Origin of the sequence: Constantimarinum furrinae (assembly GCF_014295415.1) — a bacterium.
GTDB lineage: Bacteria > Bacteroidota > Bacteroidia > Flavobacteriales > Flavobacteriaceae > Constantimarinum > Constantimarinum furrinae.
In genome coordinates this window covers 486,455-499,215 of record NZ_CP052909.1, presented here as the reverse complement: position 1 = coordinate 499,215, position 12,761 = coordinate 486,455, and the positions used below count along the sequence as shown (strand labels likewise).

Here is a 12,761-nt window from a genome sequence, read left to right as displayed (position 1 = left end):
CAACCTGAATGTGTACATCACTTTCATTTGACTTCGGTCGTGATGCCAACCTTTAAAACTATTTGCCTGTTTATAATAAATATGTGTATACATTGAAAACGACAAAAAAAATTTACATGAGTAAATAACTGAATATGAAGTCACTAAAAATACTCTTGAAATTATCTCATAACATGAGATATTCATGCTATCTTTAAAAGCTTAAAATCCCCGTATAAAATGAATAGAATAAAGCAGGTGCTGTATGAACAGGACTTGACCCAAACCTGGTTGGCAACCAAACTTGGCAAGTCTTACAATATGGTGAATAGCTATGTACAGAACAGACGGCAACCATCTTTGGATGTATTGTATGAGATAGCAAGTATCCTAAAAGTAGACGTAAGAGAGTTATTAGAATCAAATAAAGCAGATACAAAATAATATATGGCAATAAAAAAATCAGAATTATACAGTTCACTCTGGGCAAGTTGTGACGAATTAAGAGGTGGTATGGATGCCAGCCAATACAAAGATTATGTATTGGTTATGCTCTTTATAAAGTACATAAGTGATAAATGGGCTGGGCAACCTTACGCTCCCATTACGATACCCGAAGGAGCTAGTTTCCATGATATGACTTTGCTTAAGGGTAAAACCGATATAGGTGACCAAATCAACAAAAAGATTATTGCACCACTTAAGGAAGCGAACAACCTTTCTGACATGCCTGACTTTGACGACCCAGTTAAATTGGGTGAAGGCAAAGAGAAGGTAGACCGACTCACCAACCTCATCGCCATTTTTGAAAAGCCAGAGCTTGACTTTAGTAAAAACCGAGCAGAGGGTGATGATATTCTTGGTGATGCTTACGAATACCTAATGCGTCACTTCGCTACTGAAAGTGGTAAAAGTAAGGGGCAGTTCTATACCCCAGCTGAGGTTAGCCGTATCATGGCTATGATTATTGGTATTCACGATGCCAATTCAAGTGCTAATACTACCGTATACGACCCGACATGTGGTTCTGGGTCGTTGCTATTACGAATTGGTACTGCCGCTAATACGAAGGTAACTCTATATGGTCAGGAAAAGGACTCTGCAACGTCAGCATTGGCTCGAATGAACATGATTCTACATGATTATCCCACCGCAGAAATAAAGCAAGGAAACACGCTTGCAAAGCCATTATTTGAAGAGAATGGGAACATGAAGCAATTCGACTATGTGGTTGCCAATCCACCATTTAGTGATAAACGTTGGAGCAATGGATTATCGCTTCCAGAAGATGGTAAATATAACCGTTTTGATGGCTTTGGTATTCCACCTTCCAAAAATGGTGACTTTGCGTATCTCTTACATATCATTAGGTCCTTAAAACGTAACGGTAAAGGAGCGGTTATTTTACCACATGGTGTATTGTTTAGAGGAAATGCTGAGGCAGAAATCAGAAAAAATCTCATCAAACGAGGCTATATAAAAGGTATTATTGGTCTACCTGCTAACTTGTTCTTTGGCACTGGTATTCCAGCGTGTATTGTTTGTATCGATAAAGAGAATGCTCAAAACCGCAAGGCTATCTTTATGATTAATGCCAGTGATGGCTTTATCAAAGATGGACCTAAAAACCGACTACGAGAACAAGATATTCGCAGAATTACTGATGTCTTTAATAATCAGGAAATCATTGAAGGGTACAGTAAAATAGTTTCCATTGCCAGTATTGAAGAAAACGAATATAATCTGAATATTCCTCGCTATATCGATGGTCAAGAAAAAGAAGACATTCAAGATATAGATGCACACCTTAATGGCGGTATTCCAAACGTAGATATCGATGCGTTAGATAAATATTGGAAAGTATACCCAACGCTCAAAGCCGATTTATACAGTCCAGAAAGGGAAGGCTATTCAACGTTAAAAGTGGCTAAAGACCAAGTGAACTCATCTATATACGAACATCCAGAGTTTGTTAAATTCATGAAAGAAATGGATGCCATATTTAAGGTATGGGAAACAGAAACTTATACCTATTTAAATTCACAGGGTAAAGACTGTCACCCCAAACAAATTATTGCAGAGATTTCTGAAAGCTTACTAAATGCCTATGAGAACAAGCCTTTAGTAGACAATTACAATGTATACCAGCACTTATTAAGCTATTGGAACGAGACGATGCAAGATGATGCATATATCATTTCTTATGATGGCTGGAAAGCTGAAACCTATCGCATACTAAAGGAGAACAGTAAAAAGAAAATGGTAGATAAAGGATGGACCTGTGACCTTATCCCGAAAGAATTGGTAATTAACAGATTTTTCGAGGCTGAAAAACTAGCGATTGAAATCCTGAACACCGAATTGGAAAATACGGTTTCACAATACCAAGAGTTGGAGGAAGAGCACGGCGCTGAAGAATCTGCATTGTATGAGGTTAGTAAAAAAACCGATGCTGTTACTAATCTTGAAGAGTTTACAGATTTAGCTTTGAGTAAGTACTTTCCTGACCTACATAAAAAACAAGAACAGTTCAATGAACAATTGACTGATAACATTGCTCAACTGAATGAGCAAAGTGCTAACCGAGTGTTTGATGGATTAAAGAATGCTAAGGGTAATTTAACCAAAACAGCCGTTGCTAAAGCTTATAAGGCGATGGTTGAAGATGCCGAAAATGCCAAGACCTTAAAGCAATGGTTGGATACCAACCAAAGCATCACCGATACCAAAAAAGCATTAAAGACCATAGCTGAAAAAGTAGAGCAATCTATCCAAGCTAAAATAGACAAGGACAAAACTCAAGAATACATTTTTGAGCTTACAATTATTAACCAATACATTGCCTTTAGAGATGCCGAGAGTGATATAAAAAAGCAGATAAAAGAAAAAGAGCAAGTACTCGATGATTCTCTTTACGCTAAATATCCAGATTTGACCGAAGAAGAGATAAAAGCATTGGTAATTAATGATAAGTGGTTAACCACCATTAAAAATGCCATTGGTGGAGAGATAGACCAAATAAGTCAACTCCTAACCAACCGAATTAAAGAACTGGCAGAGCGATATGATACACCCTTACCTAAATCGAATCAATTGGTAACTGAACTGGAAAATACGGTTAACGCTCACCTCGAAAAAATGGGATTTGCATGGAACTAACTGAAGTAGAAAAATTGAATTTACAGCAGACAGAATTAGGGAAAATTCCAGAAGATTGGATTGCATCAACCTTTGGTGAAACATTTACAGGCTTCAGCAGCGGGATGACACCTTATAGAGGCATTCCAGAATATTACACGGGAAATATACCGTGGATAACAAGTGGAGAATTAAATTATAACATTATTACTGATACATGGGAGAAGATTACTGAGGATGCAGTTGCAAAGACTAATCTTAAGGTTCATCCAGTTGGAACTTTTTTAATGGCTATAACTGGTTTAGAAGCCGCTGGCACAAGAGGAAGTTGCGCCATAACAGGGATAAGGGCGACAACCAACCAGTCTTGCATGGCACTTTTTCCTATTAAAGGAAAAACCATAACAGAATATCTTTACCATTTTTACGTCTATTACGGTAATGAGCTTGCGTTTAAATACTGTCAAGGCACCAAACAACAAAGTTATACGGGTAGAATTGCTAAAAGATTGCCAATCAATTTACCGCCATCCATAAATGAACAAAAAGCCATTACCCAAGTCCTATCCGATACAGATGCCCTTATCCAAGCCCTAGAAAAAAAGATAGCCAAGAAAAAACTCATTAAAAAAGGGGTGATGCAGCGGTTGTTGACGCCTAAGGAAGGCTGGGATTACGTCCGATTAGGAGACTTATCTACTATGAATAGTGGAGGCACACCTCTAACTACCAATGAAAAATATTATGGTGGCAATATTGTTTGGATTTCTATTTCGGACATATCTGAAGCAGGTAAATATATTTCAAATTCTTCAAAGAGAATAAGTGAAGATGGATTAACCAATAGTTCAGCACGACTTTTTAAATCTGGAACGGTTCTACTAGCGATGTATGCTTCTATCGGTAAATGTTGTATTGCTACAACGGAAGTTACAACTAGTCAAGCAATTTTGGGTATTAACCCTTCAAATCAATTAATAAATGAGTTCCTCTATTATTATTTAATTTTTAAGGTTGAAGACCTGATAAGTCAAGGACAACAGGGGACTCAATCAAATTTGAATAAAGGAATAGTCGGAGATTATAAAATACATCTGCCGCAACGAGAAGAACAAAAGGAAATTGCTCAAATTCTATCTGATATGGATAAAGAGATAAATAACTTAGAGCAAAAACTTTTCAAATATCAACTTGCTAAACAAGGTATGATGCAACAACTACTTACAGGTAAAATAAGGTTGGTATGAGTAGCGTAAACCAGTTAAATACAGGTATTGTCTCTGTTAAGGATTTGCTGGGTAATGATAGCTTACAAATACCCGATTACCAGCGTCCTTATAAATGGGGGGTTAAAAATGTGAGTCAGCTTTTAAACGATATTATTCTGCATAAAGACAAGTCAGCTTACCGAATAGGAACCATTGTTTTTCACAAGGACCAAAAGCAGAACGAGTTAAATATAGTGGATGGGCAACAAAGAAGCATCACCTTATTACTTATTGCTTTGGCAATTGAAGAAAGTTCTCAGGTTAATGAAGTGGCTACTACAGAGAAGTATCCATTGGTAAGCCCAGATTTGTTTTCTAAAACTCGCTTTAGCAATCCTGTTACTCAACAGAACATTAAAGCAAATTATGGTGAGATTAGACGTAGAGTAAAAGAGTTTGATTTTGATACTCTACGTTTTTTTTACGAGCGTTGTCAGCTTGTTAAGGTAGAGCTTTCGGACATCTCAGAAGCCTTTCAGTTTTTCGATTCTCAAAACGCCAGAGGGAAAGACCTTTACCCCCACGACTTGCTTAAAGCCTTTCACTTGCGTGAAATGGCAGTTACCACTACCGAACAAGAGCGTACAAAAATAGTAGAGAATTGGGAGGACTTAGACCAAGACACTTTAAAGCAATTGTTTCAAAAGTATTTGTACAGGGTTCGTAATTGGTCTAAAGGTTATCCTGCACGCTTCTTTTCCAAAAGTAAAGTAGACGTATTTAAAGGTATTTCACCAGAAATTACTGAGACCTTTCCATTTGCTTCAATTTACCGAATTGCCAATTTTTATGTTGATGGGTACAATGCAGATATCAACCGAAAGATAGACTTGAACCAGATGCCTTTTCCGTTTCAATTAGACCAAACCATGATAAACGGGAAAAGGTTTTTTGAGTTTATCGCTTATTACAAGCAAAAAATAGATGAGGTAAAGGAGAATTTTATAAAACATAAGATTATTAGAATCCTTAACGCTTATGATGGGCGTAATCGTACGGGAGACAAATACGTAAGAACACTGTTTGATTGTTGTTTGCTTTTCTATTTAGATAAGTTTGGTGAGGCAGAAATTGACAGGGCTATAGAAAAATTCTTTATCTGGGCTTATACGGTGAGGGTAGAACATTTTAATGTTCAGTTAGCTACTATCGATAATTATGCTTTAGGCGAACCCTTCTTATTTAAAAGAATCAAGGAGGCTACGCATCCCAATCAAGTCTTATCTGTTCCGATAAGTGCACCTTATCGCATTTTGGATAATGCTAAGACCAAACCTATTGTAAAACTCTTTAAAAAGTTTGGTTATGAACAGTAGTCAGGACATTAAAGAACTAACGATAGCCGATGTGTTTAATTCAGATAGGTACGTTATACCTCGATACCAGAGAAACTATGCATGGGAAGAAAAAGAAATAACTCAGCTCATACAAGATGTTTTGGACTTTGCTCTTGATGAGGATAAATCAGAAGCTAACTATTACATAGGAACTTTAGTCGTTTACGAAAGAAATCACAATGGGCGTAATTTTTATGAAACTATAGATGGGCAGCAAAGACTTACCACCCTTAATTTATTGATAAGTGCTTTAAAACGAAATTATTCTCACATAAATGAAATTGAGGATTTCGACTTTCAGTTAAATCTTACCTTCGATAGTCGAGTTAAATCGACTTTAACCCTTGAGGCGGTAGCAGATATTTATACAGGGAAGGAAATTAGATACCATGATGGTGTAGATTACAACCCTAACATTGTCCAGGGTTACAATGATGCCGAAAAGTATCTGCTCAAAAGCTTTAAGGATGATACAGAGCTTTTGCAATTTTATAATTACCTCGTTCAGAAAGTAAAGGTTTTTAGGGTAAGCGTGCCAAAAGACACCGATTTGAATCATTATTTCGAGATAATGAATAATCGGGGTGAACAATTAGAGAAGCATGAGATTTTAAAAGCTAAAATGCTTGAAGTGTTAAAGGATGACAATGCGCTTAAATACGTCTTTAACTTAATTTGGGAGGCTTGCTCTGACATGGAGCGTTATGTGCAATACGGTTTCTCCACCTCGAAAGGGAGTAAGAAAGTAAATGAACGTGAGGTGGTGTTTGGCAATGATTGGAATACTCTTCAATATGAAGATTTATATGATTATGCTGATGCTCTCTTTACGGATGATGAAGAAGATACTAAAGACCATGATGCATTGTCGGTTCGGGATATTATAACGCCCTCGTTGAAAATTAAAGAGGCAGACAATGAAACCTATAGAGAGGCTGAAAGGTTTACCTCAGTTATAACGTTTCCAAATTTTTTACTTCACGTTTTAAGAGTTTATACAGAGGATGATATACCACTTGACGATAAACGTCTTTTAGACACCTTTAGAAAGTACGTGGATAAAGGATTGGATTTCGTTGTTGAATTTGGCTATGCCTTGCTTGAATCACGGTTTCTGTTTGATAGGTTCATCATTAAACGTGAGTTTTTGAATGATAAAGAACAATGGAGCTTAAAACGCTTAAAGCTTTATGAGAAAAAGAGAGTTAGCTACGTAAATACTTTTGGTGATGAGGATAATGATAATGGTTTAAACCAGGAGATAATAATGCGTTTGTCAATGTTTCATGTTTCTGCACCTACACAGATTTATAAGCATTGGCTTAATGCCGCACTCTATTATTTGTATAATTATAATGAAGACGGATATCTGGATTATTTGAATGACTTGAGTAGAGCCTTTCTTTTTGACCGTTTTCTTTCCAATTCACCTTTGGATTACTACGATATTATTTACAAAAATGAAGGTGAACCGCAAGAAGATGAGTCTAACGCCAATTGGGAGTTATTGCATCAAGGAACTCAAGTTGAAAACTACATATTCAACTATTTGGATTTTGAACTATGGAAAAGAGAGTACTCAGGCTTTGATAATTTTGAGTTTGCATTCAGAAGCAGTGTAGAACATTACTACCCGCAAAATCCAGTAGCCAATATCAAGAGAATGGAAAAAGAGGTGTGTGATAATTTTGGAAATCTGTGCCTGCTTAGCAGTAGCAAAAACTCAAAATTGACAAATCATTCACCAGAAGCAAAAAAAGACTACTATATAAATGCTGGTATTGATAGCTTAAAGCAGAAAGCAATGATGGATTATAATGGAGAATGGAATGAGAAATCAATCGAACAGCATGCTAATGACATGATAGAAATATTAAAAGAAAGTTTCTATGAGTAAACCCACGGATATAGAACGTATAACTCAGAACCGTGTGGTTGAGTTATTCCAAGACGAATTACAATATACTTATCTCGGCAATTGGGAAGAGCGAGAGGGCAATAGCAACATTGAAGAAGAATTTCTCAAAAAATATCTTCTTCGAAAAGACTATTCAGAAGCCCAAATCAAAAAAACCATTTTTGAGCTTAAGGAAGTTGCCACCAATTTTAACGATAGCTTATATACTACCAACAAAAAAGTCTATAAAAAACTACGTTACGGTATTCAGGTAAAAATAAGTGCTGGCGATAACTACGAAACCATTAAGCTCATTAACTGGGAAGACCCTATAGATAATGACTTTTATATCGCTGAAGAGGTAACGATAAAGGGTTATAAAAACAAGCGTCCAGATGTTGTATTATATATCAATGGTATTGCAATAGGTATATTGGAATTAAAACGGGGTATCGTGGATATCGGTGAAGGTATACGCCAGAACATCACCAATATGCAGGACCGCTTTATCCAGACATTTTTCGCTACCAACCAAATTCTCTTTGCAGGTAATGATTCGGAAGGTCTGCGTTATGGCTCCATCAGTAGTTCAGAGAAATTCTATTTCAGTTGGAAGGAAGATGTGAGCGATACCAGCAGATTAATGCTGGATAAATACCTCATCAAAATGTGTTCTAAAAAGCGCATCATTGAGTTACTTAATGATTTTGTACTCTATGATGGAGGAATTAAAAAATTGCCTAGGGTTCACCAATATTTTGCGGTTAAGGAAGCTCAGAAGTATGTAAATCGATACGAAGGTGGTATTATTTGGCACACCCAAGGAAGCGGTAAGAGCTTAACCATGGTATATCTGGCTATATGGATATTAGAGAGCAATCCCAAGGCTCGTATTGCCATCGTTACAGACCGTGATGAACTCGACAAGCAGATTGAAGGTGTATTCACGGATGCTGGTGAAACTATATTTAGAACCAAGAGTGGTAAAGACCTTATGGGTAAATTAGGTCAGCATACGCCACGACTGCTTTGTTCGTTAATCCATAAGTTTGGAAAGAAAGATGTAACAAACTTTGAGAAATACATCCAAGAGTTAAAGGAAAACCCCGTTCAGGTTTCTGGTGAATTATTCGTGTTTGTAGATGAGTGTCACAGAACCCAGAGTGATAAACTTCACAAAACCATGAAAGCCATATTGCCCAATGCAGTTTTCATTGGCTTTACTGGGACCCCATTGCTGAAAAAGGATAAAAAAACCAGTTTAGAAGTATTTGGTAAGTATATACATACCTACAAGTTCAATGAAGGCGTTGAGGATGGTGTTATTCTGGATTTAATGTATGAGGCACGTGACATCGACCAAAAATTGACTTCACCGAAAAGGGTAGATGAATGGTTTAAAGCTAAAACACGGGGCTTAAATGACTTCCAGCAAGCAGAACTAAAGAAAAAATGGGGAACCATGCAAAATGTACTTAGCAGTCGTTCTCGTATGGAGAAAATCGTAACCGATATAGAGTTTGACTTTGCCACCAAACGATTGTTGATGTCTTCTCGTAGCAATGCGATATTAGTAGCTAACTCAATATATGAAGCTTGTGAGTATTACAAATTATTTCAGAAAACCTCATTTAAAGGTAAGTGTGCGGTGGTAACATCGTATAGTCCAAATACCAGCGATGTTACCACAGAAGATACAGGTGCCAACACGGAAACTCAAAAGGAAGCTATCTATAATCTGTATGAAGAAATATTAAAGGAAGTAGTGCCCCAAGGCAATAAATCTAAAACGGAAACCTACGAAGATTGGGCTAAAAATAAGTTTAAGAAGGAACCCGCCAACATGAAATTGCTGGTGGTTGTATCGAAGCTTCTAACGGGTTTTGATGCTCCAAGCTGTGCTTATATCTATTTAGATAAAAGCATGCAGGACCATGGCTTATTTCAAGCCATATGTCGTACCAACCGTATTGATGGAGAAGATAAAGACTATGGTTATATAGTTGACTATAGAGGATTATTTGATAGTGTTGGGCAAGCCATATCGGTTTATACCTCGGAATTGGATATGGATGATTTTGAAGAGGAAGATGTAGCCGTTATGCTTCAAGACCGAATAGATGCAGGAAAAAAACGAATGGATAACACCATAGAAGAATTAGCACTGCTATGTGAACCAGTGGAACCACCGAGAGGTACCTTAGAATACATTCGTTATTTCTGCGGTAATCCAGAAAATGAGGACGATTTAAAAAATACCGCTTTAAGACGTACCCAGTTATACAAGAAAACAGTTGCATTTATTCGTGCTTATGCCAACATAGCAGATGAATTACAAGAAGCGGGCTACACCGACAAAGACATTAGAGGCATCGAAAAAGAACTCGATTTTTATGTGAAGCTTAGAGAGCAAATTAAAAAAGCTTCTGGGGAGACATTGGACATGAAGACCTATGAGGCTGATATGCGCCATTTATTAGATGCTTACATACAAGCTGAAGAACCAGAAGACATTACACCATTTGAAGGTATGTCTCTTTTAGATATTATCTCAAATAAAGGTGTAGCCGAAGCTATTGGGGCATTGCCAAAAGGGATTAAAAGTAATCAGGGAGCGATTGCAGAGACTATAGAGAATAACGTCAGGAAAAAGATTATAAAAGAGCAACATATTGACCCAGCTTTTTTTGAGAAAATATCGAAGTTACTCGATGAATTAATCAAGTTACGTAAAGAAGGAGCCATAGCATATGAAGAATATCTAAAGCGAATTGCTGAACTCGCCAAAAAGGCGAATACTGGTCAATCAGAAGATACCCCCGATGAGATTACCACTCCTGGCATGAGAGTGTTATACAACAATCTGGATGAAAACATAGAATTGGTGGTGCAGATTGATAAAGTGGTTAAAACAGAAAGTCCAGCCGATTGGAGAGGCAATAAGGCTAGAGAAAATGTTGTGAAAAGGAATATTTATGAAACCCTAGTGAATTCAATTGAAGACAACAATCCAACTCATTCTCAATTGGTTTCTGAACCTCCCGAAGGTTATGGAATACCAACCAAAGTGGAGATGATATTTAAACTTATTAAAGAGCAATCGGAATATTAATGGAGCATTTGCGATTGGGAAATATTGACATTGAAGTAGAACTGAAGGATATAAAAAATATCCACCTGAGTGTGTACCCCCCAAATGGTAGGGTTCGAATTGCAGCACCAGAAAGAATGGATTTGGACACCGTAAGGATTTTCGCTATTTCAAAGTTACAATGGATTAAAAACCAGCAAGAAATCCTCCAACAGCAAGAACGTGAACCCAAAAGAGAGTATCTAAATCGTGAGAGTCATTATTTTTTTGGTAAACGGTATTTGCTAAAAATCCACCAATTGGATGCTGCTCCAAAAGTGGAATTGGACCATAAATATATCCACCTTTATGTTAGACCTAATGCATCAACTGAAAAGCGGGCTGAGGTGATGGATGAATGGCATAGAGCAGAACTCAAAAAGATTGCTCCTAAGCTTATCACTAAATGGGAAAAGCACATTGGTGTAAAAAGTAATGACTACGGTATCAAAAGGATGCGTACCAAATGGGGAAGCTGTAATACGAATGCAAAACGTATTTGGCTTAATCTGGAACTAGCGAAGAAACCAAAAGACTGTTTGGAATACATTATTGTGCATGAATTGGTCCATTTATTAGAGAGAAGCCATAACCTACGATTCGTCAAATTGATGGATGAATTTATGCCGAAATGGCGATTTCATAGGGATGAGTTAAACCGATTGCCCTATAGTCATGTGGATTGGGATTATTAATGATTGACAAACTATAAACTAAAAACACTAAAAGTAATATGAATGATTGGTCATGGATTTTTCTAAGCACTGGGGAGATTAATCAATATAATCCAGATATACATGAAGGAACTCAGCCAATACGAGTTCTAAATCATATGAATATGTTTATGTTTCAGAACACGCATCCGAATTTTGCAAAAGAACTGAATATTGCATTTGAAGAATTTGGTTTTGCAAAAACTGTGAATATTGTATATGGTGAAACACGGATTGAGAATACACCTTACATAAGAAATGATAATAAAACAATTTATCTGGATGAAACATTTCTTTCTTATTTATGGTGTATATGCCATTCAATCTATACTCTTTACATTCAGAAGATTGATTATCCAAGATGTAATAAAATAAACGGCAACGAGGCATATGAAATTAATCCAGAAATAATTGAAAGCGCAGAAGACTTGTTTGGTTATGCCAAATCTTTAATAGCAGCATATTCCAAATGGGATGTCGATAGTATGCCAAACCCTGAAAAGTACTTGGCTGAAAGGCGAGATTTTATTGAGCAACCTAATGGATTTTATACCGAGGCAATAAAATTCATTTTATGTCACGAATACATTCATGCGATTAGGCATATTGATGAAATTAATGCTGGAGACGATGAATGTTCTCATTACAAAGAGTTTGAAAGAGAAGCAGACAATAATGCAATTGAATTGTTAAAAAAGGGGATTTTTCCAAATAAAATAAATGAATTGGCGGTTCATATAGGTGTTACTCTTGGGATACTTTCGATGTTTTACTTTAGACCCAACACAGATGCTCCGAGACATCCAAATACAGAAGACAGGTTAGTTGATGCTTTGGTTCAAATGGAATTGACCGATGAGTCTCCATGTTGGGGTATAGCATTGATTGGTTTGGATTTATGGGCGAAACAATTTGATTTAGGTCTTGAGTGGAAGACAGAACTTCGGGAAAAAGAGGCTTTTGATGATTTCATTAGCCAAATAAAGGCACTCTAGGCTTTGCATTGACATCTTATGTTTAATCACGACAATGCTTAGATATTCGAATAAGCTCTTTCAATTAAAATTCTAATTGCAGCGGATGCACTCCCGCCATATTTGCTTTGCTTTGCAAGTTGATTTAGTTTACCCTTTAATTTTGGAGAAATTCGCATTGTGAAAATCTCTGTGTTTTCAGTTGTTGGTAGTTTTGCCATGTTTGACTCGTTTATATATAATTATGCATGAACAAGCAAAAAAACATTTTTTTATCGTACCGAACTGCACTACCATAGCAAGCTAGTTATAGTCTATACTTGAA

General features: G+C 36.7%; 9 protein-coding genes. 8 read left to right on the top strand and 1 reads right to left on the bottom strand.

Annotated elements, in window-relative coordinates:
• Window positions 1-219: 219 nt before the first annotated feature.
• From ALE3EI_RS02340 to ALE3EI_RS02305, 8 genes are read left to right on the top strand one after another with little or no spacing between them, the layout of a single operon-like run.
• The gene (locus ALE3EI_RS02340; protein WP_186990451.1) at window positions 220-423 is read left to right on the top strand and encodes a helix-turn-helix transcriptional regulator; all 204 of its coding nucleotides are present in this window, start codon (window positions 220-222) and stop codon (window positions 421-423) included.
• 3 nt (window positions 424-426) lie between these two features.
• Complete coding sequence (locus ALE3EI_RS02335) at window positions 427-3,138, top strand: type I restriction-modification system subunit M (RefSeq protein WP_186990449.1); 2,712 nt, start codon at window positions 427-429, stop codon at window positions 3,136-3,138.
• Window positions 3,129-4,364: a restriction endonuclease subunit S gene (locus tag ALE3EI_RS02330; protein WP_186990446.1), complete on the top strand. Its 1,236-nt coding sequence runs from the start codon at window positions 3,129-3,131 to the stop codon at window positions 4,362-4,364. The genes ALE3EI_RS02335 and ALE3EI_RS02330 overlap by 10 nt, the downstream gene beginning before the upstream one ends.
• Window positions 4,361-5,701 carry a DUF262 domain-containing protein gene (locus ALE3EI_RS02325; protein ID WP_186990444.1) on the top strand — a complete coding sequence of 447 codons (1,341 nt, stop codon included), beginning with the start codon at window positions 4,361-4,363 and terminating at the stop codon, window positions 5,699-5,701. Before ALE3EI_RS02330 ends, ALE3EI_RS02325 begins: the two co-directional genes overlap by 4 nt.
• Window positions 5,691-7,619 carry a DUF262 domain-containing protein gene (locus ALE3EI_RS02320; protein ID WP_186990442.1) on the top strand — a complete coding sequence of 643 codons (1,929 nt, stop codon included), beginning with the start codon at window positions 5,691-5,693 and terminating at the stop codon, window positions 7,617-7,619. Before ALE3EI_RS02325 ends, ALE3EI_RS02320 begins: the two co-directional genes overlap by 11 nt.
• On the top strand, window positions 7,612-10,731 hold the full coding sequence (locus tag ALE3EI_RS02315) for a type I restriction endonuclease subunit R (protein ID WP_186990441.1): 3,120 nt from the start codon (window positions 7,612-7,614) through the stop codon (window positions 10,729-10,731). Before ALE3EI_RS02320 ends, ALE3EI_RS02315 begins: the two co-directional genes overlap by 8 nt.
• Window positions 10,731-11,444, top strand: coding sequence for a M48 family metallopeptidase (locus tag ALE3EI_RS02310; protein WP_186990438.1), 714 nt, complete (start codon window positions 10,731-10,733; stop codon window positions 11,442-11,444). Before ALE3EI_RS02315 ends, ALE3EI_RS02310 begins: the two co-directional genes overlap by 1 nt.
• Window positions 11,445-11,482: 38 nt before the next feature.
• Window positions 11,483-12,457: a hypothetical protein gene (locus ALE3EI_RS02305; protein ID WP_186990436.1), complete on the top strand. Its 975-nt coding sequence runs from the start codon at window positions 11,483-11,485 to the stop codon at window positions 12,455-12,457.
• A gap of 38 nt (window positions 12,458-12,495) precedes the next feature.
• On the opposite strand, the gene ALE3EI_RS02300 is transcribed toward ALE3EI_RS02305, so the two are convergent.
• A complete protein-coding gene (locus ALE3EI_RS02300; protein WP_186990434.1) occupies window positions 12,496-12,657 on the bottom strand; it encodes a hypothetical protein in 162 nt (53 codons plus the stop codon).
• Window positions 12,658-12,761 lie beyond the last annotated feature (104 nt).